Genomic DNA, 23,691 nt, shown 5'->3' with positions numbered 1-23,691 from the left:
ATACAGAAAGGGTGATGATTATGATTATTAAACCGTCTGCAATGTTAAGAAATGATTATTCTTTAGCTAAAGAATCAGAAGAACCAATCTATATTACAAAAAATGGCGGGGCTGATGGTATATTTATGAGTATTGAGGCATTTGGAAGAAGAGAACAGTTATTGAATCTGCGTGCTAGTGTATTTGATGCTGAAGAAGAAAGATTAAGTGGAAAGCCTACAATGAGTATTGCTGAAGCTAGAAAGGCACTTGTGCAAAGAAGAAATGGCAAAATGTAAAGTTAAGATTCTTCCACGTGCATGGGAAACTTTAAGAATAATAAAAGATTTACCTGATGTGGATGTTCATATACCAGATAAATGATTCAATCAGTTAGGCTATAGAATATATGTTATCAGTCAAACATATGTTGCTACTATAAAACTTGTTGATGTTACTATATATTTATCGAATGGTTAATACAAAAAGAGATTATAGCAGATTATTCTAAAAAGAGTAAATTTATTAAAAATAATTGAAAACCACATAATATTATATTTATTTGTTAAAACATGTGAGGATTATGTCTATGTGCATAATCCTTTTTTATGATTAATTTAATGTGTAGTGAAATGAATATAATAATAAAAATGTTATGGTTGAATGTTTAATCCAGTTGACAGTTTGTTTTAAGTGAGGGCTATAATACGTTATTTTAGAGGATATACGATACATGAACAAAGTTTTTTATATTAGTCATGAACTTACTTATTATAAAATTAAAAAAACAGAATCCACAAAAATGAATTACTGTTTATATTAGTCATATAATTATAGTAAAAAATAGTCGTAGAATTAACTATTCTACGACTATTAATATAGCATACTTATTAAAAAGTTTAAAGAAAAATATTTTTTGAGAGAATACGTAAAATGTTGTGTAAGTAAATAACGACAAAGTACGACAACCACTTAAATTATTATATTTTCTTCGTATTTTAAGTATACCCTGTTCTTTTTTGGTTATACTATAATGTATGTCTTTTTGAATATATTTCATGATCTTTATCAAGTTTTGAACTGTCAGGAATGATTTGATTATTGATGCTTAAAAGTATCTTAATCAAACTTTCCTGACTTTTTTCTCATGAATGATTTAGCTTTTTTCAAATTATCACGTTTTTTCGACTTATTTCTTATTCTTCCATTATTCTTAATTGTGCCATGATCTTATCCCAATCTCTATATCTTACCGTCCACTTTTTACTTATTTTTTCTACTGCCAGATATAATATCTTTCTTAGACTTTCATCGGTTGGAAATGATGATTTTGTTTTGGTAATCTTTCTAAATTGCCTATTCAACCCTTCTATTATATTTGTTGTATAGATGACCTTTCTAATTTCCACTGGATAATCAAAATATGTTGATAAGATATCCCAATTGTCTTCCCAACTCTTTACAGCTGATGGATAATGCTTATTCCACTTCTCTTTGAAGACTGATAACTGATTCAATGCCATTTCTTCTGTATTTGCCTGGTAGACCAATTTAAGATTTTTCATGAATTCTTTGATATGTTTATAACTTACAAATTTGGTGCTGTTTCTAATTTGATGGATAATACATCTTTGAACTCTAGCTGTTGGATAAACTGCTTCTATTGCTTCTTTAAAACCTGTCAATCCATCAACGCAGAATAGTGAAACCTTGGATACACCTCTACTTTTCAGTTCATTAAGAACTCCTGTCCAATATTTACTTGATTCACTTGCACCAACCCAAATACCTAGCACTTCCTTCATTCCTTCTTCATTAATGGCCAAAACAACATATGATGCTTTTGTCACGATATGATGATCTTCTCTGACTTTATAATGTATTGCATCCATAAAGACAAATGGATAATAATTATCTAATGGTCTGTTTTGCCAATCAGTAACAATAGGCATAATCTTATCGGTAATTTTGCTTACCAATTCTGATGAGATATCAACATCATAAAGTTGTTTAATCTGGTCTTTGATATCATTCAAGGACATACCTGTTGCATAAAGGGATAATATTCTTTCTTCAAGACCATCAGCATTTCTTTGATATTTCCCAATAATGCCAGATTCAAACTCGCCATTTCTATCTCTAGGTACATTAATTTGAACTTCACCAAGCTGAGTTTTAAGAGTTCTTTTAGTAGAACCATTACGATAGTTCTTCTCTTGAGAAGAATCTGCTCTTCTTTGGGATTTATCGAAACCAAGATAATCATCCATTTCAGCATTAAGTGTTTCTTGAAGAACATCAGCAAACATCTCTTTCATACAGTTCATGACATCTGTTGTTGATGTAAAATGTTGTTCCTTAACAAGTTGTTTGATTAAATCTTTAGAATTAAAAGTTGTGTCCATAACGTTTTCTCCTGTCTTTCTTATAATTTAAGTATTGACGTTTTGTCGTTATTTACACAACTTTCTTTTTACTACCTTTTTTGACTTTCGGTTTTTTGTATTCTTTTTTGAAGGGTATGTCTTGTTGTTTATTGTCATAACCCTTGTTTTCTTATCTATATCATCTTTTTTGTTTTTGTTCTCTTTTTATTGTAGCTGAAAAAGTGTCATTTTCATGACCTTTTTTATTATTTACTATATGTTCATTTTATAGTTTCAGTTGCAGCTGCCTGTATTCCTGCTTCTCTCTTATATTTTGAAACTCCTTGATTCCCTTTTGTGCATATTTTAATATTTCCTGTATCCCTTTACTGATCTGATAGCACCAGTAATATCTCTTTCCTTTAAGCGATTTGCTTCTCTCTATTGTTAAACCGAAAGTCAAAAAGTGTAGTATTGAAACTACTTTGCTTATGATATATAATAGGACATGGTTAGTCATATCTATAGTTAAAGTATACGACAGTCTTTGGCTTGACCTGTCGCTTGTATTTTCTACCGAGGCGATTGGCAGAATCTCTTTAGCTATAAGATGCTCTACAGGTGGATTCTTTCCACTTTTTTCTTAAAAACTCTCTGATGATATGAACGCTTCTTGTAAAATTAATCTGGTATGTATATTTGATTTTGTCCTTCTTGGGTACTTTGATTTCCCTCACAATTCTCTGGCAGAAATTATAGAGAAGCATGCGTGCATATATTTCCTGCTGTATCAGTTGTCTTTTCTTGGCATGCAGTGCATTGAGCCCAATGGCATACTTGAGTTCTCGAAAAGAGGTTTCCTCGCCCCATCTCATATTGTATATCTTTATGATTTCTTCCACTGGAAACTCATTCCTGTCCAGATTGGTAATGACGGTTTCGTAGGTATATTCGGTAATTAAAGACAGACAATATCCAAAAGCATTAGAACAACATCTCAATAACTTGTTGCTTGTATCTATCAACTATGATAAACAATCTAAGAAGCATCAATGTATTATTGAGAAATATCAACAGTAAAATACTATGACAAAAAGATGAAACTTTACTTTGCTATAAGTGGTTTCATCTTTTTTATAAATCGTGTCTATGAAATAACTTTTTGAATAAAATCTTCAATGTACATCATCTTGACATTGTGTTATAATACAAAAGCTAAGTGAGGTGGAAAGCATGGCATATGAAGTTGTTCTTGAAGATTTTCAAGGCCCATTAGATTTATTATTGCATTTAATTAAAGAAAAAGAAATGGATTTAGAAACATTAGAAGTTTCAGTTATTACCGATCAATATTTAACTTATATAAATCAAATGGATGCTTATCAATTAGAAACCATGTCAGAATATTTAGTTATGGCAGCACAATTGATAGAAATGAAAAGTAAAATGCTTTTACCAGCTCAAAAAGTGGAATTAGAAGATGATTATCAACCTGATCCACGTGAACAATTGATACAACGATTGATTGAATATAAAAAATATAAAGATGTTTTAGATGAATTTAAAGAAAAATATGAACAAAGACAGTATATTCATACCAAAGCACCTGCTTTTATGGATGAATATGTGATTGATACAACAGATATGATTCCAGATAATTTAGAAGTCTATGATTTAATTCGTGCGATGCAAAAAATGTTTCAAAGAAAAGCATTACATGCCCCATTAGAATCTAAAATTGCTCGTGTGGAAATATCTATTGATGAACGTAGTGATCAAATTAGACAATATTTTCGTTTACATAAAAACCAAAAAGTTAAATTAGAAGATTTATTTGAAGAACCAACGAAAATCTTTTTCGTTATTACTTTTTTATCTATTCTTGTCTTAGTGAATAAAAATGAATTAATCATTGAACAAGATGGGAATTTTGAAGATATTTATTTGAAGGAGAGAGTTTGATGGATAAAAATGAAATATTAAGTGTTATTGAAGGAATGTTGTTTTTATCAGGTGATGAAGGCTTGACTGTCAAACAGATTTCTTCGATTCTCAAATTAAGTAAAAAAGAAGCTACGCAATATCTTGATGAACTGATTCAAATAGAAAATGATCGTGTCATTAAAGGTTTTGAATTGGTTAATTTTGGTGGTGTTTATAAATTGGCAACCTTATCTCAACATCATGAATATTATCAAAGAATGATAGAACAAAATGAAAATACATTATCCAATGCCGCTTTAGAAACTTTAGCTATTATTGCTTATAATCAACCGGTTACACGTGTTCGTATTGAAGAAATACGAGGAGTGGGTTGTGATGCAATGATTAGAAAATTAGCTGCCAAAGCACTAATTAAAGAAGTTGGACGAGAAGATACACCAGGAAAACCTATTTTATATGGAGTCACTGATGAATTTATGGATGCTTTTTCATTAACATCTTTAGATGAATTGCCTGAATTAAAAGAAATGAAAGAAGATTTTGATCAGGAAGATATTTTTAATACTAAATATACAGAAGAATAAGCACATTTGTGCTTTTTTGTTAAGGAGAAGATTTTATGGCATGTCTTTATGCAATTTCAGATATTCATGGCAGATATGATTTATTGCAAGAAATTGTTGATACCCATGTTTGTTTTAAAAAAGGCGATCAACTAATTTTACTTGGAGATTATGTTGATGGTGGCTATCAAGGCAATTCTTATCAAGCTTTACAATATATTTATCATCTCCAACAAACTTATCCTCAACAAGTCATTGCTTTAAGAGGAAACCATGAAGAATGGCTGTCAGCTTTTTTGCAACAACGTACAAGTGATTTAAATATTCAAATAGATATTCATTTTGAAACTTTAGAAAGTTTTATGAGTGAAGAAGAATTTGATGCTATTTATCAACAAGCTTGTCAATTGTATCAAGACCGATTCTTGTTAATTCAAAATATGTATGAAAAGTGTCGTCAACTTATTTGTCAAAGACATCAAACCTTAGTGGCATGGTTAGAACAATTACCATATTATTATGAAACATCCCATCATATTTTTGTCCATGCTGGTATTGAAATCATCAAAGAACAACCTGAACTTTGGAAGGAGGTATCTGATGTCAATCATTATTTGATGCAATTTCCACCATGTATGGGACAATTCTATAAAACAGTCATTGCAGGGCATGTGGGAACACATCAAATCATGAAACAACCCGATTTTCATCGTATTTGTCGTTTTGGAGATTTTATTTATATTGATTCATCAGTCATTCAAACACATTTTTTAAATGTCTTGCAAATTGATCAACAAACACTTCAATATCATGGCATAATAAAAAAAGATAATCAATGGGTTGCTTATGATATTGTAAACAATAAATTTTAAGTATTGAGCTATTTATTTTGTGAATAAGTAGCTTTTTTATTTTGAAGAAAAGTAAGTGACAGGGTGAAAATGGTATCTTATCGATATTCACTTGATAATACCTATCGGATAAAGGATAATGAAAACAAGGAGGGATGGTATGCAAATAATATGTCATCATCAAGAACTTCAAGAAACAGAAGTTCATATTTATCACAATAAACCTTTAGATTATGAAACAAAAGAACTCTTGCATTACTTACAATCATTTTCTCAAACAACATTAGGTTATGATGAATCTCAAACATATTGTATTTATTTAAAAGATATTTATTATATAGAATCAGTAGATGATAAGACATTTCTTTATACGAAAGATCAATTCTATTATTCGAAAAATAAATTATATGAATGGGAGAATCAACTTAAAAAGACATCTTTTGTAAGAATCAGTAAGAACACCATTGTCAATATTCATTATTTAAAATCTGTAAAATCGTTATTAGGTGGAAGAATGGAAATCACTTTAGTGAATCAAGAGCATTTAATTATTAATCGACATTACTTATCTGCCTTTAAAAAGAAATTTGGATTATAGGAGGAACATTATGAAACAAAAACTGATATCATTTCTTTTATGTGATTGTATCTCATATACAGTTTTATCTGGCATTATGTTTTTATTATCATTTTTTCCATCAGCTGTGATGATAGGGAGTCATCAAGTTTATTTTTCTTTTTTCATTGTTACAACTTTGATTTCATTATTGATTACGATAACGACTTATTTTGAATTTCCGTTTTTTGGTTAGAGTGTCTTATGATTTTAGGAGAAATTTTTATGGTTGTTTATGGAATCGGTGGTGGTGTTTTTCATTGGTTTGAATGGAAGTGGATATATATTATAGAAGTAGCATTGATATGTATGATGGTATTTGTCGTCACATATATTGTGATTTATTATCATGATCAATATCTTGCTCAAAAAATTAATCAGAAGATTGAGGAATGGAATCATGAAAATCATTGATGTTCAACACTTAGAGAAAACTTTTGATCATATACATGCCGTGCAAGATGTCAGTTTTCATGTCAATGAAGGAGAGTTCTTTGCTTTTTAGGAAGCAATGGGGCAGGCAAAAGTACAACAATCAATATTTTATGTACATTATTAAAAGCCGATTCTGGTTATGTTTTTATCAATAATTATCAATTGAATAAAGAGAATCTAAAAATCAAAGAATCCATCGGTATTGTTTTTCAAAATCATTTATTAGATGATTTGTTGACCGTAGAAGAAAATCTCATGACACGAGCAGCATTATACTATTCTTCCTATCAAGATATAAAAAATGCTGTTCAAAAAGTGATGAAAGAGATGGAAATCGAACATTATGCCAATCGCTTATATGGAACATTATCCGGCGGACAGAAAAGATGTTGTGATATTGCTAGAGCTATCATCCATCAACCTCAAATCTTGTTTTTAGATGAGCCAACAACGGGATTAGATCCACAAACAAGGCAACATGTCTGGAAAACGATAATGGCATTACATAGGAAAAATCATATGACTATCTTTTTAACAACGCATTATATGGAAGAAGCCAATCATGCCAATTATATTGTGATTATGGATGAAGGCAAGATTGTTGCCCAAGGTTCACCTTTGCAACTTAGACAGTGTTATGCTAAAGAGCGTCTTATCCTCTATTATCAAAATCAAGCATTTCCAAAACAAATAAAGTTATTGCCTTATCCTATCGAAATTCATGAAGATTATATTGTTATTTATTTGAATCATACGACAGAGGCTTATGATATTTTAAAACAATTTCAAAAAGATATTATTGATTTTGAAGTGATTAAAGGAAATATAGAGGATGTTTTCTTAAAAGTCACGGGAAAGGAATTAAAAATATGAGAATATTAACTTTAAGAGTTTTAAAACTTTATTTTAGAGATAAAGTGGCGGTATTCTTTTCTCTACTTTCATCATTTATTATGATTGTGTTGTATATTGTATTTTTATCAGATACCTATACATCATCACTTTCACAAATTCAAGGGGCATCTCAATTAATGAATCAGTGGGTCATGGCAGGAATTTTAGCAACTTCTTCTGTATCAACAACGATTGCAACTTTTAGTATGATGGTGGAAGATCGTGCAAAAATGATAGAAAAAGATTTTGATTGTTCACCAATTCATAAAAAAGTATTGATTTTTAGTTATTATATTGCCGGATTAATTGTTGGATATGTTTTATCTTTAATAACTTTACTCTTTGCTCAAATCTATATTTTATATACAGGTGGCAATTGGTTTGGATGGATAACAACTTTTAAAATCATCATGATTTTATTTCTGGTTGTTATTATGAATGGAAGTATGATGTTTTATTTCACTTCTTTTTTAAAAGTCATCATGCTTTTTCCACAGCCACAACATTGATTGGTACATTAATTGGTTTTATGACAGGAATCTATGTGCCCATTGGTTCATTGCCAGAGGCTTTACAATGGTTAATCAAGTTGTTTCCAACATCACATGGAGCAGCGTTATTAAGACAAATCATGATGGAAACATCTATGTCAACATGTTTTCAAAATGTATCTGATGTTTTTGTAACAAACTTTCAAGAAACATTTGGTGTATTTTATTCTTTTGGTCATGTGACTTTATCCTCTTTTTCTAATATTTTATATATGATTATTTTCACATTTCTTTTTCTAGGAATGACTTTCTATTTTGTGAAAAGAAAAGATTAAAACGAAACATCTACAAAGGTGTTTTTTGTTGAAATTTTATTTGACTTAACAGTTACTCTATGCTAACATATCTCTAGCTTGGTTAGTTATAACTAACAATAAAGGAGAAAAAGAATGTTTGACAAAAGATTATTAAAAGAAATGCCAAACGCAAAACCTTATATATATAAACAGGTTCTCTGTCAATGGATAGCCTTATTAATGAATATTGCGTTTACCGTTTTATTATGTTTATTATTTGGACAATTATTTCATGAACAACTGACAATCAATCATATGATGATAATCATCGCTTTGATGATTGTATTATTTATTGTCAGAGCATATGTTTTAAAGAAATCAACTTATTATTCTTATAAAGGAGCAAGTCTTGTTAAAAAGACGCTACGTCAACGTGTTTTTGAAAAAGTTTTGAGTTTAGGAAATCATTATCAAGATGATGTCAAAACAAGTGAGCTTGTCCAATTATCCGTTGAAGGAATTAATCAGTTAGAAACCTATTTTTCATTATATTTACCACAGCTTTTTTATAGTGTTTTAGCTCCTCTCACATTATTTGTTTTGACTGCTTTTTTATATTGGAAAAGTGCTTTGGTTTTATTTATCTGTGTACCATTGATTCCTCTATCTATTGTTTTGGTACAAAAATTTGCAAAAAAATTACTAGCCAAATATTGGAACAGTTATACAACATTAGGAGATAGTTTTTAGAAAACCTTCAAGGTTTAACAACCCTCAAAATTTATCAAAGTGATGCTTTTAAACAACAACAAATGAATCAAGAAGCTGAAAACTTCAGACGTGTGACAATGCGTGTTTTGATTATGCAACTTAATAGTATCAGTGTGATGGATATTGTGGCATATGGTGGAGCAGGACTTGGCAGTTTCTTTGCCATTATGCATTTTCAAGATCAGACTTTATCATTATTTGGTGCTTTGTTTATTTTACTGGTATCTTTTGAATTTTTTATACTGCTTAGACAGTTAGGGTCATTTTTTCATATTGCGATGAATGGAATCGCTGCTAGTGATAAGATTTTTAAAATTTTAGATTTACCAACCCAACAACAAGGCACTGAAACACTTTCTTTACCATGTCCTATCACTTTAGAACATGTTGATTTTCAATATGATGAAAGTCGATCAATTCTTAAAGATATTTCTTTACAGATTCAACCTCAACAATTTATTGGTATTGTTGGTGAAAGTGGTTCAGGGAAAAGTACAATTGCCAAATTAATTATGGGTTATCATCGTTATCAAAAAGGCAATTTATATATCGGTAAACATCAGCGTCATGAAATCAATGATCATGATTTTATGAATCATGTGATGTATGTCACACATGATCCAATGATATGGAAAGGAACATTAAGAGATAATTTAGATATTTTTTCACAATATAGTGATGAACAATTATGGAATGTTTTAGAAAAAGTCCGTTTAGCTGGATTCTTCCGTGAACAAGATGGTTTAAATACGTTCTTATTAGAAAGTGGAAGTAATTTATCAGGCGGACAAAAACAACGTTTAAATCTTGCAAGAGCGTTATTGAAAGATTGTGATATTTATATTTTTGATGAAGCAACAAGTAATATTGATGTGGAAAGTGAAAATCATATTTTAGCGATGATTCAGGAATTATCTAAAATAAAAACTGTTATTTTTATTACGCATCGTTTAAAAAGCGTTGTGGATTGTGACAATATTTATGTGATTCAAAAAGGATGTTTGGTTGAACAAGGAACACATTTTGCTTTAATGCAACAAAAAGGTTTATATCACACAATGTATCAGACACAGCAGGAATTGGAGGTTTATAGTTATGAGTAATGTACAATTAATTATCAAAATGTTAAAACTTGTTAAACCATTAACACTTCCAATGATAGGAGCGGTGATACTTGGTGTTTTAGGTTTTCTTTGTGCGATTGGGATTCCGGTTATTTCCGTGATGGCTGTTTTACAAGTTACGGGCATGCATTCTCATTTTCCATTGTCTTCGCTTTTGGTTATTTTACTGATATTAGCAATTTTAAGAGGTGTCTTACATTATGGTGAACAGGCGACTAATCACTATATTGCGTTTAAATTATTAGCCATTATTCGTGATCATGTTTATACAGCCTTAAGACGTTTAGCGCCAGCTAAATTAGATGGTAAAGACAAAGGAAATCTGATTTCTATTATTACTAATGATATTGAGTTATTAGAAGTTTTCTATGCCCATACCATTTCACCAGTGATGATTGCTTTGTTGACATCTTTGATATTACTCAAATTCTTTGCGCATCTTCATATCTATGCCATGATTATAGCGATGATTGCCTATCTAGTAATGGCGATCGTGATTCCTTTTTATGTACATCATCAAGGACATGAAATTGGACAGAAAAATCGTGATGAAATTGGCAATATGAGTAGTTTCTTATTAGAAAGTTATCGTGGTTTATCTACTTTACTTCAATATAATGCTGGATCATCACGTTTACAACAGATGATGCATAAAAGTGATGAAATTGAGGATTTACAAGGACAAATGAAGAAGATTGAATCTTTACAATTGGTTTCTTCACAATTATTGATTTCTATTTCATCAGTTATCATGTTTGTTGTTATGTATATGCTTTATTTACAAAATGAAGTCAGTGTTTATAGAGTCATTGCAGCTGTTGTGTTGATGCTTTCAAGCTTTGGTCCAGTGATGGCTTTATCCAACCTTGCCAATAACCTTTTATCGACTTTAAGCAGTGGACGTCGTGTCATGGCGATTCTTGAAGAAAAAGAATTGATTCCCGAAGTGACTCAACAACCAGAAATTGATTTTGGAAATATTCAACTTCAAGATGTTTCATTTGCTTATGAAGATGATGATCCAATTTTACAAAATCTTTCTCTTGATTTTTATAAAGGAGAGATAACAGGAATTATTGGAAAAAGTGGGAGTGGCAAATCAACCTTATTAAAATTACTTATGCGTTTCTATGATCCTCATTGTGGTGTCATTCAAATCAATGAACGTGAATTATCAAAAATTAACACATCATCCATGCGCCATATGTTTGCCTATGTGACGCAAGAAACGGTTTTATTCCATGATACCATCGAAAACAATATTAGGATTGCTAAATTAGATGCATCATTACAAGAAATCCAAGAAGCTTGCAAAAAAGCTAGTTTACATGACTGGATTATGACATTACCAGAAGGCTATCAAACACCTATTAGTGAATTAGGAAGTTCATTATCTGGTGGAGAAAAACAAAGAATGGCTTTAGCCAGAGCATTTTTAAGTCAGGCAGAATGTATTTTATTAGATGAACCAACAAGTAATTTAGATGTTTTAAATGAAGGAATTATCTTAAAGGCATTACAAAATGAAAAAGAAAGAACGATTATTTTGGTTTCGCATCGTGAATCAACGATGAAGATTGTCAAAAGAGTGATTCATATGGATCAAGGCAGGGTGAGTTAATGGATATTGAAAAAAGCGTCAAAGAGAAATTGACATTGTGACTTTGATGATTCGTTTATACTGCCGTCATCATAATGATATTGATGAAGAAACTTTGATTAATTATGCTACGCTACGTATTCAAAAATGCCCAATGATGAAAGAAAAGACTTTTTGTAGTCAATGTCGTATCCACTGTTATGAAAAGACTATGCAAAAACAAATTAAACAGGTTATGCGTTATAGTGGACCAAGAATGATTTTTTATCATCCCATCATGGCTTTACGTCATGCATTAAAAATATAGGAGGAAATTTATGAAATATATCTATTTATTCATTGGAATGATGAGTCTTGCATTAGGGTGTATTGGGATTGTTTTACCAATCTTACCAACAACACCTTTTCTTTTATTAGCTGGATTTTGTTTTGCCCGTAGTTCAAAACGTGTCCACCAGTGGTTTGTTTCTTCAAAGATTTATCAAAAGCATTTAGATTCGTTTGTAAAAAGACGTGCGATGACACTAAAAACAAAAGTCTGTATTTTAAGTTTTGCTAGTATTATGTTAGCTTTTCCTTTGATTTTGACTGATTTATTATTACTAAGACTATTGATAATTGGTTTATATTGCTTTAAATATTATTATTTCCTTGTCAAAATTGAAACCATCAAAGCTCCTCAAGAGAGTATATAAAAAACACATCCGAAGATGTGTTTTTTACATGGTTTAATCACTAATAACTGTTACGTTAGTAGCTTGAGGTCCTCTATCTCCTTCAACAACATCAAATTCAACAGTTTGACCTTCTTGTAAAGTTTTAAATCCTTCAGCGTTAATAGAAGAAAAATGAACAAAGATATCTTTGTCTTGTCCTTCCATAGTAATGAAACCATAACCCTTATCAGATTTAAACCATTTCACTTTACCTGTACTCATTATGAAGTACCTCCTTAAAAGATTTCGCAAAAAACCAGTACTTCATTTTTAAACGACTAATAAATCTTAGCTTTGAAGAATAACTAATACTTTTAAAAATACGTGCTATGTTCCTTTGCTTTTTTATTATAACATAGACTTGTTTGTGGTACAAGTTCTTGTTGACAATAGAATAAAATAGGGTATCATTTGAATATAGGAAAGGTGGTTTGAAGATGTTAGAAAAATATGCTGAGTTAATTATTAAACAAGGTGTGAATTTACAAAAAGGGCAGGAATTAATGATTGATGCGTCTATTGATAGCTATCAGTTAGTACGATTACTAACAAAAAAGCTTATGAAGTTGGTGCGAAAGATGTCATTGTCAATTATCGTGATGAAGAAGTGACACGTTTAAGATATGAAAACTGTGATCAGGAACATTTTGAAAGAGTGCCTTCATATATCAAAGAATTAAAAAATGAATATGCTTCTAGACATGTGGCATTGGTTTCGATTGAATCAGATAACCCTGAAAATTTAAAAAATGTCGATCCTCTAAAAATTCAAACTTGGAGTAAAGCTGTACGTCAAGCTTGCAAGCCGTTTTATGATGCTTTAGATTTAGGTATTAATCGCTGGTGTATTGTCGGGGCACCTAGTGTAGGTTGGGCAAATAAAGTTTTTCCTGAAATGAGTAATCAAGAAGCTGTTGAGGCTTTATGGAAAGCAATTTTTAAAGTGACACGCTGTGAATCAGATAACCCTATTGAAGCATGGAACGAACATCGTCGTTCTTTTGAAAGCCGTATTCAAATCTTAAATGAAAAGAAAATCAAAACTTTACATTATCATAATCAATTAGGAACAGATTTAACAATCGGATTGAATCCGGATTATATTTTTGCAGGTGGCGGTAGCTATACAACGGATGGAATTTATTCTTTCCCTAATATACCAACAGAAGAAATTTTTACATCACCTGATTTTCATCAGGTGAATGGAACAGTTTATAGTGCTTTACCTTTACATTATCAAGGACATATCATTGATGAGTTTTCTATGACTTTTGAAAATGGACGTATTGTTGACTATCATGCTAAAGTGGGAGAAGATGTCTTAAAAAGCATTATTGAAACAGATGAAGGCAGCCATTATTTAGGAGAAGTGGCATTGGTGCCATATGATTCTCCAATTCGTCAATTAGGTTTGATTTTCTATAATACTTTATTTGATGAAAATGCCTCATGTCATTTAGCGATTGGTAAAGGCTTTGGTGAATGCATTCAAAATGGTTTAACAATGAATAAAGAAGAATTGTATCAACATGGTATTAATGATTCTTTAACACATGTTGATTTTATGATTGGGACAAAAGATTTATCCATTGAAGCAACTTTAGAAGATGGAAGTACATTTGTGATTTTTAAAGATGGAAACTTTGCATTTTAAAATTGACAAATATTCAGATTTTCTTTAATATGTTTTCTTGGAGATATGAAGGAGGAAAATCATGTCAGAATTTAAAGAAGAAGTACAAAAACGTAGAACTTTTGCGATTATTTCGCATCCGGATGCCGGGAAAACAACTTTAACAGAAAAATTCCTTCTTTATGGAGGTGCCATTCAGGAAGCCGGAATGGTCAAAGGAAAAAACAATCAAAACATGCTGTTAGTGACTGGATGGAAATCGAAAAACAAAGAGGAATTTCTGTCACATCATCTGTCTTACAGTTTAATTATGATGGTTTCTGTATTAATATATTGGATACACCAGGACATCAGGACTTCTCTGAAGATACTTATCGTACTTTAATGGCAGCTGATAGTGCTGTCATGGTGATAGATGGTTCAAAAGGTGTCGAAGATCAGACACGTAAACTTTTTAAAGTTTGTGCGATGCGACATATTCCCATTTTTACATTTATTAATAAGATGGATCGAGAAGCCAAAGATCCTTATGAATTAATGGAAGAAATTGAACGTGAATTGGGTGTTGAAACATGTGCTGTCAATTGGCCAATTGGTTGTGGAAAAGACTTTAAAGGTGTCTATGAACGTCAAAAAGATGAAGTCATTCGTTTTATTCCTGTTCAAGGTGGGAAAAAGAAGTTGATGTCACGATATGTGATGCTAAAGATGAAAGTTTAAAAGAACAGTTAGGCGATACATTATATCAACAGTTACAAGATGATATTGAATTATTAGATGGTGCAGGGGCTGAGTTTGATTTAGAACGTGTCCAAAAAGGTGAACTTTCACCAGTTTGCTTTGGTTACTTTAACAAACTTTGGTGTTGAACCTTTCTTAAAACACTTTTTATCCATGACTTCATCACCATTACCACGTCAAAGTAATATTGGTGAAATTGATCCATTTTCTGAAGATTTCAGTGCCTTTGTCTTTAAGATTCAAGCCAATATGAATAAAGCCCATCGTGACCGTATGGCTTTTATGCGTATTTGTTCTGGAAAGTTTACTAAGGGAATGGAAGTTTTCCATTATCAAGGCAACAAGAAAATTAAACTCAATCAGTCTAAACAATTAATGGCTGAAAATCGTGAAGAAGTGGAAGAAGCTTATTCAGGTGATATTATCGGTGTCTTTGATCCAGGTATTTTTTCAATCGGGGATACTTTATGTACAGCCAAAAATAAATTTGCCTATGAAGGTATTCCAACATTTGCGCCTGAACATTTTTCAATGATTAGAAATAAAGATACAATGAAACGTAAACAATTTGTAAAAGGAGTAGAACAGATTGCTCAAGAAGGTGCCATTCAGATTTTTACTGAACTTGGTGGCGGTATGGAAGAAATCATTGTTGGTGTTGTCGGTGTGCTTCAATTTGAAGTTTTAGCTTATCGTTTAAAGAATGAATATAATGTCGATATTATAAGTACACCATTGCCTTATCAATTTATTCGCTGGATTAAAAATAATGAAGTTGATTTTAAAAAGCTTAATCTTTCTTCAGATACAAAGAAAGTACAGGATTTAAAAGGACAATATCTATTATTATTCTCTAATGAATGGGGTGTACGTTGGGCAACGGATAAAAACCCAGACCTTGTTTTAGCTGAATTTTCTCAAAACTAAATGATACTCACCGAGTATCATTTTTCTTTTTAGCCATTCAAAAAGTGATAGAATACATTTAAGGAGGTGTCACCTGTGGCTAATGAAGGAAAACGTTGTTATTGTCGTTGTATTCAGGATATGCAAATGGTCATTGGTAAAGAAGAATTGATTATTTTTCAAAAGAATCAGATTTATGCATGTATGATTCGTACAGGTGACATGGAAGTTTCATTTTATAAGATTTATGGAGAAGAATTTTCTTTAAGTTGTAGTGAAACAGAGTTTAAAGAATATTTTCGTTTGATAAAACATTATACATCTGATGAGAAATCATGATGTTTCTTTGTTTTTTATGAAAAATATGTTATGATGTCGTAGAAAGGGTGATGAGTTTGAAGAAAAAGACTTTTGAAATTTCAAATATTCAATCAGTTGAAGAATTAAATCATTTAAGTTTAAAATTAAATGAAAAAGAACAAGTTTCTCATATTAAAGTCAATAAAGACAGTATTGTTTTTCATTGTTTAGATATTGATACTTTATTAAGCTTAATTCAAAGTATTAATAAAGAGTTAGTTGTTAAAGAAGTCGTGGATGGAAAGAAACGTGAATATGATTTTGCGAAAAGAAAAGAACGTCAATATTATTTCATGTTTAAAAATATGTTGACAGAAGATGATATTTATGTGTTAGTTGAAAGAATTGAACAAGATCGACGTTATCAAAACGTCCGTTATGATGCTCAAAATAAATTATTATTGTTGACATCATCACAACGTGATGTTTTAAGTTTATTAAGAAAAGAATTGTTTAAAATTAATCCATCTGTAGAAATCATTGAACATCATCGACCAATTCGTTCACAAGATGTATTTAATCAAAAGTTCTTACATATGTATATGCGTATTGGTATTTTACTGGTGGTGATTGCTTTAGCCCTTGTTACATCTAAAGATGATACTATTATTACACCGATTTTATGGTTTGTGACAGTTGTGCTATTAGGAACATCTTTGCTTCAAAAAGGATGGGGCGATATTTTATCCAAAAAGTATTTCGGTGAATCATTATTAGTATTTATTGCGATGATTTTTGGTGTTGTTTCAGGTGCTTATATTGAAACATGTGTAGCTTTGATTATTTATGAATTATCAACGCCATTATTAAATAAAGTACTTGAACGTTCTTTACATAAAATTGACAATGCAGTAGAAATGCCAGAAACTGGTATACGTTATCGTGATGAACTGGAAGAAAAAGTATCTTTGTATGATGTGGAAATTGGAGATATATTGATTGTTAAACCTGGTGAAACAGTCTCTATTCCTGGTATTGTTGATAAAGGTGTTTCTGCTATGAGTACCTATTCTAATACAAGTACTTATGAACCCGTTGTTGTGAAAAAGGGAAGTCATGTTAGCAGTGGTGATGTCAATGTTGGCGAAAGTGAACTTTATATTCAAGTTGATGAAACTTATGAAAGTTCAAATTATATGAATTTAATGAATATTGCAAGTATTGCGCCTGTTTATGAATCAAAAGTTGAAAAATATACAAAAAATTTAGCAAAATTCTATACACCTGTGATGATTGTTTTAGGATTGTTGTTAGGATTTGTTTTGCCAATGATTGATTTTGAAGAATATAGTTCGTTTATTCATGTCGGTGCTGTTTTCTTAGTTATATCAGGCGCTTTATCAAGTGATCAAGCGACATCTTTAGGAATGCTGGCAGGTTTTGCGAAAGCTTTTCAAAATGGTATTATTGTAGAATCATCATTAGGATTGGATTCCGTGAATGCAGCACAAACAATTGTTTATGATCGTTTTGATGGGGTTGAAGTGACAAATGAGGAATTAAGTTTATTCAAGAAACTTTCTCATATGGGAAGATCACTTGTGATTTATAATGATGGACCAGTGGCTTTGGAAGATGATCAGTATAAAATTTATAATGATTTAACGAATGAGGAAAAATTAGCAACAATGGATTCTTTAACAGGACCAGTTGTTTATATTGGGGATACTTTTAAAGATATTGAATTGTTGCAAAAAAGCTATGTTGGTATTTCGCGAGGTGGGTTAGCTGATCCTAAAGTTGTTGAAAACAGTGATATTGTTTTAATTGATGCTGACTTAAATAGAGTTTATGAAACATTTGTAATTGCAAGAAAAATGCGTACAATTGCTGTAGCAAATAACATTTTGACAGTTGTAATCAAGATTGCAATGCTTGTCACAGCCTTAAGCTGGACTATGGTTCCTTTATGGGCTATTGTGTTGATTGAAATCTTGTTAAAGGCTTTTGTCATACGTAATTCTACATGTATTTTATAGAGTAGAGAAGTCTACTCTTTTTTGGAGGTGAAAGTGTGAAAATAGTGATTGCTCCGGATTCTTTTAAAGAAAGTATGAGTGCAATAGATGCCAGTTTACAAATACAAGCAGCTATCAATGATTATGACAACACAATATTGACGCAATGCATCCCTTTAGCTGATGGTGGTGAAGGAACACTGGAAACTTTAATGTCAACATTATCTGGAAGGATGGAAGAATATCAAGTCACAGGTGTTCAATTTGAAAAACGTCAAGTTCCTATTGGGATTGTTGGAGATTGTGCCATTATTGAATGTGCGAAGGTGTGTGGTTTGGAATTGTTAGATGAAAATCAAAAAATCCTACTTTGACAACGACTTATGGGCTGGGTGAATTGATTTTAAAAGCTTTGGATTTAGGTGTATCACGTATCATGGTTAGTCTTGGCGGAAGTGCTACGAATGATGGTGGAATGGGAATGTTATCGGCGTTAGGTGTTTCCTTTTGAATCAACAACATCAACCTGTACCATTAACAATGCAGGGATTGAAAGATGTTTTTGAAATTGATTGGAGTCATTTAGATGCAAGATTAAAACATATAGAACTCATAGGCGTTTGTGATGTATCTAATCCTTTATGTGGACATCAAGGTGCCACTTATGTCTATGGACCACAAAAAGGATTACCTTTAGACAAGTGTGAAATCATTGATCAGTCCATGCAACATTATGCATCTATTGTGGAAACAACACAACCTTGTTTACAATATGTACCTGGTGCAGGAGCTGCAGGAGGTTTAGGTTATGCTTTATTATTGTGTCAAGGACATTTACAGCGTGGCTTTGATGTCGTTAGTCGTATTTCTCAACTGGAAAATGCTATTTCAACTTGTGATTGTGTGATTGTTGGAGAAGGGAAAATGGATTATCAGACACAATTTGGTAAAACACCATATGGCGTTTTACAGTTAGCTCAAAAATATCATAAACCTGTTTATGCTTTCTGTGGTAAAGTAGAAGATTTAGAAGTTTTAAAAGCTTTAGGTTTTCAAAATGTTTGGGCAATTACACCTAAAACAATGCCTTTGTGTGAAGCTTTAGAAAAAGGAAAAGAGAATTTAAAACAAAGTGTTTTGAAACATATGGAGGATATGATTCATGGAATATAAAGTAGACAGTGATACGACATTATTATCTTTTCTTTTATTACAAACATCTAAGAAAAGATCAGAATTAAAAAATCTTTTAAAATTTGAACGTATTTATGTTGATGGACATATTCAGACACATTATGCATATCCTTTAAAGAAGGGACAGATTGTTTCCATTGGTAAAAAGAAAGATGTTCTTCCTTTTCCTATTGTATATGAAGATAAAGACATCATTGTGATTGATAAACCATGTGGTTTATTAAGTGAGGAAACAGCTAAAGAAAGTCAAAAGACAGCTTATATGATTGTTAAAAAATATTTAACATCACATCATGAGAATATTTTTCTAGTCCATCGTTTAGATCAGTATACTTCAGGTCTTTTAATGTTTGTGAAAAATAAAAAGCTTTACGATATTTTGACACATCATTGGGATCAATATGTCAAAACAAGAGGTTATGTGGCAGTTGTTGAAGGGCGCATGAAAAAAACACATGGTACAATTGATAATTATTTGGCAGAATCAAAGACACAAAATGTCTATATAACCAATAAACAAAATGGAAAAAGAGCTATTACCCATTATCGTGTCATTCGTTCGAATCAAAAATATAGCTTGTTGGAAATTTATTTAGATACAGGTCGTAAAAATCAAATTCGTGTTCATCTGTCTTCTTTACATCATCCCATTGTGGGTGATACCAAATATCAATCAACAACCAATCCATTAAAACGTTTAGGATTACATGCGCATGAATTCATGTTTATTCATCCATTCACACAAAAAGAAATGCGTTTTGTCTCACCAACACCACAAAGTTTTGAAAGATTATTTGATACAAAGAAACAAAAAATATGCTAAAAAAGAGTTGACATATAAGTAAAAATTGATTATGATATATTAGTAAATGAAAAGTAGTGGAAAGAAGAAGTGCCTACTTCTCGCCTGAGTGTTGATGACGCTAGGCTTTATGTCACTAAGATGAATATCTTAATGTCGATTTGTGGGTACTTTATGTGCTCACTTTTTATTTCAACTACAAATGATATAGGAGGTGGCTATTATTAGCAAGTATAACAATCAATCAAATGACGATTTGGTTAATGAAAAGATTCGTTTCAAAGAAGTTTTAGTCATTGATCAAAATGGTGACCAATTAGGTGTCATGTCACGTAATCAAGCTATTAATGTGGCATATGATCAGGATTTAGATTTAGTGTGTGTCGCTCCAAAAGCCAAAACACCAGTATGTCGTATTATGGATTATGGAAAATATCGTTTTGAACAACAAAAGAAACAAAAAGAAATGAAAAAGAATTCTAAAACGGTATCTTTAAAAGAAACACAATTATCTCCAACAATTGATGTTCATGATAAGAATGTCAAATTAAAAAGAACATTAAAGTGGCTTGAAGCTGGAGATAAAGTAAAGATTGCAGTACGTTTTAGAGGTAGACAACTCGCTCATATTGATATTGGTCAAAAAATACTGGATGATTTCGTCGCTGAATGTGCAGATTATTGTGTCATTGAAAAACCTGCGAAATTAGAAGGACGAACATTAACTGCTATATTAGCGCCAAAGAAAAAATAACAGGAGGATATTGAATTATGCCAAAAATGAAATCTCATAGTGGACTTAAAAAACGTTTAAAAAGAACTGGTTCAGGAAAATATAAACGTGGACATGCTTATGTTTCACATTTATCTCATAACAAAACTCATAAACAAAAGAAACATTTAGCAAAAGCAACTTTAGTACACCCTTCAGATATGAAACGTATTAAATCAAGATTACAAGGGTAATAAATAGGAGGATAAAAAATGGCAAGAGTTAAAGGTGGATATACGACTAGACGTAGAAGAAAGAAAATCTTAAAATTAGCCAAAGGATATTTTGGTTCTAAACATGCATTATATAAAACTGCTCATGAACAAGTCATGAACTCTTTAGAATATGCATATAGAGATAGAAGAAATTTAAAACGTGAAATGAGAAGATTATGGATTGCACGTATTAATGCAGCTGCAAGAATGAATGATATTTCTTACTCAAAATTAATGCACGGTTTAAAATTAGCAAACGTTGACATCAACAGAAAAATGTTATCTGAAATTGCAATTGCAGATCCAGAAGGATTCACAGCAATTGTTGATACAGCTAAAAAAGCATTAACAAAATAGAAAAGAGGGCAACCTCTTTTTTGTTTTTTTATCTAAAAAGTGGGAATAATTTTTAAGACTCTTGTGATGATATAAAAAAGAGGTATAATAAGGAACAGGAGGTTTGAAAAATGGTAGATAAAGATATGTTAAAACAACTGAGTCTTGTTGATGGGATATCTGGTCATGAAAAATATGTGACAAGATTGATGAAATCATATCTTGAAGATATTGTTGATCAATTTGAATATGATGGATTAGGAAGTTTAGTCGCTATTCAAAAGGGTTCAAGTCCTTTTAAAGTTTTGTTGACGGCTCATGTTGATGAGATTGGTTTTTTAGTGAAAGATATAGATGAACAAGGTTATATAAAGGTTCAAGCTGTGGGTGGCTGGAATCCTCAAAATTTACCAGCAACATTAATGAATGTTGAAACACGTGAGGGAGAACGTATTCAAGGTGTTATGAATGTTTTATCAAAATCATCAAAAGACCAACCTTTGAAAATTAGTGATTTGTATTTAGATGTTGGGGCTTTATCTAAGCAAGATGTACTTGATATGGGTATTAGAAAAGGGAATCCTATCACACCTGTTTCTCATTTTATAGAAATGAATCAAGGCAAATGTTTGCTTTCTAAAGCGTGGGATGATCGCATTGGGGTGGCAGTCATTATTGAAGTGATGCAACGTTTACAACATGAAAAGATTTATCCAACGCTTTATGGTGCAGGTACAGTCCAAGAAGAAGTAGGATTACGTGGGGCAAAAACAGTGGCACAAATGGTACAGCCTGATTTGGCCATTGCGATAGATGTGACATTTTCTTATGATTTACCTGGTGGTGAACAAAATGATGTGAAATTAGGTAATGGTGTTGCTCTTTGCGTTATGGATGGCAGTGTGATTGGACATAGTGGTTTATTAAAGCAATTAGAAAAAATTTGTCAGGCTCATCATATTCGTTATCAATTAGATATGGATTTGGCAGGTGGAACAGATTCAGGTGAATTAAGTAAAGTCAATGCTGGTGTGATGAACTTAACAGTTTCCATTCCTACACGTTATATGCACTCTCATTATACAATGGTTCATCTTGATGATTTTGAAGCAACTGTTGACATGCTTGTTCATTTCTTAAAAACATTCGATGAAAGTATGTATCAACAAATGTTGGAGGATAAACGTTAATGGGAGCTTTAATTTTAGAAGGTGGCACATTTCGCCCGATTTTTTCAAGTGGTGTGATGGATGCCTTAAATGATCATGATATTGATTTCCCTTATGTGATAGGCGTATCCGCAGGTATTACTGATGGTTTTTCTTATGTATCTAAACAGCCTTTACGTAATTATCATATTTTAATGAATCATCGTCATGATAAACGCTATGTAGGTTTACGTAATTATATCCATGATCGTAGTTTATTTGGATTACGTTATGCTTATGAAACGATTCCTCAAGACATTTATCCTTTTGATTGGGAAACATTTTTAAATAATCCAGCTCAAATAAGAGTGGGTGTCACTAATGTAGAAACAGGACAATGTGAATATTTAGATGGTAAAGAATTGGATCGAAAATGTACAATGTTGAAAGCTACTTGTGCCATTCCTTTTGCTTTTCCAGTGATTTCATTAAATGGGAAAAAATACTATGATGGTGGTATCTGTGATCCTATTCCAGTCAAAAAAGCGATGGCAGATGGACATGAGAAATTGTTAATTGTTTTAACCAGACCCAAAGGTTATCAAAAGACATTATCTAAAGCCAATATTGTTGCAAGTCGTCTTTTAAAAAGAAAATATCCTAACTTGGTACAGCCATTATTGACAAGACATCTTTTATATAATGAAACTATTGCTTATTGTGAACAATTAGAAAGAGAAGGAAAAGCACTGATTTTAAGACCACATGAAGAATTTCAAATTGATTCTTTTGAAAAAGACTTACAAAAGATAGATCGTCTTTATCATTATGGTTATCAACTTGCAATAGATTATATGGAAGACATCAAAAAAATATTAGAATAGACATTATTTTGACATTTTCACACACTTTTAAAATAATGTTGAGGTATTTCTATATTATGATAAAGCTATAAAAAGAAATCATCGGATGATGAAAGA

General features: G+C 31.3%; 27 protein-coding genes and 4 pseudogenes. 27 read left to right on the top strand and 4 right to left on the bottom strand.

Going from position 1 to position 23,691, the window contains the following annotated elements; genetic code table 11:
* Nucleotides 1-20: 20 nt before the first annotated feature.
* A complete protein-coding gene (locus NMU03_RS16810; protein WP_290140086.1) occupies nucleotides 21-278 on the top strand; it encodes a type II toxin-antitoxin system Phd/YefM family antitoxin in 258 nt (85 codons plus the stop codon).
* Nucleotides 279-1,175: 897 nt separating this feature from the next.
* Here the strand turns inward: NMU03_RS16810 and NMU03_RS16805 are convergent.
* The 3 genes from NMU03_RS16805 to NMU03_RS16795 all read right to left on the bottom strand — a co-directional run bounded on the left by NMU03_RS16805 (nucleotide 1,176) and on the right by NMU03_RS16795 (nucleotide 3,346).
* On the bottom strand, nucleotides 1,176-2,384 hold the full coding sequence (locus tag NMU03_RS16805; RefSeq protein ID WP_290140083.1) for an IS256 family transposase: 1,209 nt from the start codon (nucleotides 2,382-2,384) through the stop codon (nucleotides 1,176-1,178).
* A gap of 247 nt (nucleotides 2,385-2,631) precedes the next feature.
* On the bottom strand, nucleotides 2,632-2,808 hold the full coding sequence (locus NMU03_RS16800; RefSeq protein WP_290140080.1) for a hypothetical protein: 177 nt from the start codon (nucleotides 2,806-2,808) through the stop codon (nucleotides 2,632-2,634).
* Between the two features lie 136 nt (nucleotides 2,809-2,944).
* Nucleotides 2,945-3,346: a transposase gene (locus NMU03_RS16795; RefSeq protein WP_290142382.1), complete on the bottom strand. Its 402-nt coding sequence runs from the start codon at nucleotides 3,344-3,346 to the stop codon at nucleotides 2,945-2,947.
* A gap of 232 nt (nucleotides 3,347-3,578) precedes the next feature.
* Between NMU03_RS16795 and NMU03_RS16790 the strand changes: the two genes are divergently transcribed.
* From NMU03_RS16790 to NMU03_RS16730, 14 genes and pseudogenes are all read left to right on the top strand, one after another.
* On the top strand, nucleotides 3,579-4,307 hold the full coding sequence (locus tag NMU03_RS16790) for a segregation/condensation protein A (protein ID WP_290140077.1): 729 nt from the start codon (nucleotides 3,579-3,581) through the stop codon (nucleotides 4,305-4,307).
* Nucleotides 4,307-4,873 (top strand): SMC-Scp complex subunit ScpB, encoded by a 567-nt coding sequence (gene scpB / locus NMU03_RS16785; RefSeq protein WP_290140075.1) that lies wholly within the window; start codon nucleotides 4,307-4,309, stop codon nucleotides 4,871-4,873. Before NMU03_RS16790 ends, scpB begins: the two co-directional genes overlap by 1 nt.
* A 35-nt stretch (nucleotides 4,874-4,908) precedes the next feature.
* On the top strand, nucleotides 4,909-5,724 hold the full coding sequence (locus tag NMU03_RS16780; RefSeq protein WP_290140073.1) for a metallophosphoesterase: 816 nt from the start codon (nucleotides 4,909-4,911) through the stop codon (nucleotides 5,722-5,724).
* Between the two features lie 139 nt (nucleotides 5,725-5,863).
* Nucleotides 5,864-6,301 (top strand): LytTR family DNA-binding domain-containing protein, encoded by a 438-nt coding sequence (locus NMU03_RS16775; RefSeq protein ID WP_290140071.1) that lies wholly within the window; start codon nucleotides 5,864-5,866, stop codon nucleotides 6,299-6,301.
* A gap of 10 nt (nucleotides 6,302-6,311) precedes the next feature.
* A complete protein-coding gene (locus tag NMU03_RS16770) occupies nucleotides 6,312-6,515 on the top strand; it encodes a hypothetical protein (protein WP_290140069.1) in 204 nt (67 codons plus the stop codon).
* A gap of 29 nt (nucleotides 6,516-6,544) precedes the next feature.
* Nucleotides 6,545-6,733: a DUF3021 family protein gene (locus tag NMU03_RS16765; RefSeq protein ID WP_290140067.1), complete on the top strand. Its 189-nt coding sequence runs from the start codon at nucleotides 6,545-6,547 to the stop codon at nucleotides 6,731-6,733.
* Nucleotides 6,734-6,853: 120 nt separating this feature from the next.
* On the top strand, nucleotides 6,854-7,627 hold the full coding sequence (locus NMU03_RS16760) for an ABC transporter ATP-binding protein (protein WP_353956715.1): 774 nt from the start codon (nucleotides 6,854-6,856) through the stop codon (nucleotides 7,625-7,627).
* A complete protein-coding gene (locus NMU03_RS16755; protein ID WP_290140065.1) occupies nucleotides 7,624-8,157 on the top strand; it encodes a hypothetical protein in 534 nt (177 codons plus the stop codon). Before NMU03_RS16760 ends, NMU03_RS16755 begins: the two co-directional genes overlap by 4 nt.
* On the top strand, nucleotides 8,154-8,474 hold the full coding sequence (locus NMU03_RS16750) for a hypothetical protein (RefSeq protein ID WP_290140063.1): 321 nt from the start codon (nucleotides 8,154-8,156) through the stop codon (nucleotides 8,472-8,474). Before NMU03_RS16755 ends, NMU03_RS16750 begins: the two co-directional genes overlap by 4 nt.
* A gap of 114 nt (nucleotides 8,475-8,588) precedes the next feature.
* Entirely contained in the window at nucleotides 8,589-9,185 is a 597-nt protein-coding gene (locus NMU03_RS17900; protein WP_353956636.1) for an ABC transporter transmembrane domain-containing protein, read from the top strand.
* Between the two features lie 62 nt (nucleotides 9,186-9,247).
* Nucleotides 9,248-10,309, top strand: a complete 1,062-nt coding sequence (locus tag NMU03_RS17895) for an ABC transporter ATP-binding protein/permease (RefSeq protein WP_353956635.1) — start codon at nucleotides 9,248-9,250, stop codon at nucleotides 10,307-10,309.
* Complete coding sequence (locus tag NMU03_RS16740; protein ID WP_290140061.1) at nucleotides 10,302-11,951, top strand: amino acid ABC transporter ATP-binding/permease protein; 1,650 nt, start codon at nucleotides 10,302-10,304, stop codon at nucleotides 11,949-11,951. Before NMU03_RS17895 ends, NMU03_RS16740 begins: the two co-directional genes overlap by 8 nt.
* 22 nt (nucleotides 11,952-11,973) lie before the next feature.
* Nucleotides 11,974-12,237, top strand: a pseudogene (locus tag NMU03_RS16735) (nitrous oxide-stimulated promoter family protein); the annotation flags it as partial.
* A 10-nt stretch (nucleotides 12,238-12,247) separates the two neighbouring features.
* Nucleotides 12,248-12,625 (top strand): YbaN family protein, encoded by a 378-nt coding sequence (locus NMU03_RS16730; protein ID WP_290140058.1) that lies wholly within the window; start codon nucleotides 12,248-12,250, stop codon nucleotides 12,623-12,625.
* A 33-nt stretch (nucleotides 12,626-12,658) separates the two neighbouring features.
* On the opposite strand, the gene NMU03_RS16725 is transcribed toward NMU03_RS16730, so the two are convergent.
* Complete coding sequence (locus NMU03_RS16725; protein ID WP_290140055.1) at nucleotides 12,659-12,868, bottom strand: cold-shock protein; 210 nt, start codon at nucleotides 12,866-12,868, stop codon at nucleotides 12,659-12,661.
* Nucleotides 12,869-13,083: 215 nt separating this feature from the next.
* Here NMU03_RS16725 and NMU03_RS16715 point away from each other — a divergent pair.
* The 12 genes and pseudogenes from NMU03_RS16715 to NMU03_RS16645 all read left to right on the top strand — a co-directional run bounded on the left by NMU03_RS16715 (nucleotide 13,084) and on the right by NMU03_RS16645 (nucleotide 23,595).
* Nucleotides 13,084-14,300, top strand: a pseudogene (locus NMU03_RS16715) (aminopeptidase).
* A gap of 61 nt (nucleotides 14,301-14,361) precedes the next feature.
* Nucleotides 14,362-14,999, top strand: a pseudogene (locus NMU03_RS18155) (GTP-binding protein).
* Nucleotides 15,000-15,098: 99 nt separating this feature from the next.
* Nucleotides 15,099-15,947 carry an EF-Tu/IF-2/RF-3 family GTPase gene (locus NMU03_RS18150; RefSeq protein WP_290140051.1) on the top strand — a complete coding sequence of 283 codons (849 nt, stop codon included), beginning with the start codon at nucleotides 15,099-15,101 and terminating at the stop codon, nucleotides 15,945-15,947.
* A gap of 75 nt (nucleotides 15,948-16,022) precedes the next feature.
* Nucleotides 16,023-16,265: a hypothetical protein gene (locus tag NMU03_RS16695; protein WP_290140048.1), complete on the top strand. Its 243-nt coding sequence runs from the start codon at nucleotides 16,023-16,025 to the stop codon at nucleotides 16,263-16,265.
* Between the two features lie 56 nt (nucleotides 16,266-16,321).
* Complete coding sequence (locus NMU03_RS16690) at nucleotides 16,322-18,265, top strand: P-type ATPase actuator domain-containing protein (RefSeq protein ID WP_290140047.1); 1,944 nt, start codon at nucleotides 16,322-16,324, stop codon at nucleotides 18,263-18,265.
* Between the two features lie 74 nt (nucleotides 18,266-18,339).
* Nucleotides 18,340-19,417 (top strand): annotated as a pseudogene (locus NMU03_RS17885) (glycerate kinase).
* Complete coding sequence (locus tag NMU03_RS16670) at nucleotides 19,407-20,261, top strand: RluA family pseudouridine synthase (protein WP_290140040.1); 855 nt, start codon at nucleotides 19,407-19,409, stop codon at nucleotides 20,259-20,261. Before NMU03_RS17885 ends, NMU03_RS16670 begins: the two are co-directional and overlap by 11 nt.
* A gap of 193 nt (nucleotides 20,262-20,454) precedes the next feature.
* A complete protein-coding gene (gene infC, locus NMU03_RS16665) occupies nucleotides 20,455-20,994 on the top strand; it encodes a translation initiation factor IF-3 (protein WP_353956634.1) in 540 nt (179 codons plus the stop codon).
* Nucleotides 20,995-21,011: 17 nt separating this feature from the next.
* Nucleotides 21,012-21,206, top strand: coding sequence for a 50S ribosomal protein L35 (gene rpmI / locus NMU03_RS16660; RefSeq protein ID WP_087243200.1), 195 nt, complete (start codon nucleotides 21,012-21,014; stop codon nucleotides 21,204-21,206).
* 18 nt (nucleotides 21,207-21,224) lie between these two features.
* Nucleotides 21,225-21,584, top strand: a complete 360-nt coding sequence (gene rplT, locus NMU03_RS16655) for a 50S ribosomal protein L20 (protein ID WP_290140038.1) — start codon at nucleotides 21,225-21,227, stop codon at nucleotides 21,582-21,584.
* 110 nt (nucleotides 21,585-21,694) lie between these two features.
* Complete coding sequence (locus NMU03_RS16650) at nucleotides 21,695-22,753, top strand: M42 family metallopeptidase (RefSeq protein ID WP_290140036.1); 1,059 nt, start codon at nucleotides 21,695-21,697, stop codon at nucleotides 22,751-22,753.
* Nucleotides 22,753-23,595 (top strand): patatin-like phospholipase family protein, encoded by an 843-nt coding sequence (locus tag NMU03_RS16645; RefSeq protein WP_290140033.1) that lies wholly within the window; start codon nucleotides 22,753-22,755, stop codon nucleotides 23,593-23,595. Before NMU03_RS16650 ends, NMU03_RS16645 begins: the two co-directional genes overlap by 1 nt.
* The last annotated feature ends 96 nt before the right edge of the window (nucleotides 23,596-23,691 follow it).

Source organism: Allocoprobacillus halotolerans (genome assembly GCF_024399475.1).
GTDB classification, from domain to species: domain Bacteria; phylum Bacillota_I; class Bacilli_A; order Erysipelotrichales; family Coprobacillaceae; genus Allocoprobacillus; species Allocoprobacillus halotolerans.
The sequence above is the reverse complement of the archived record's forward strand: the minus strand, read 5'-3'. Positions and strand labels throughout refer to the sequence as shown.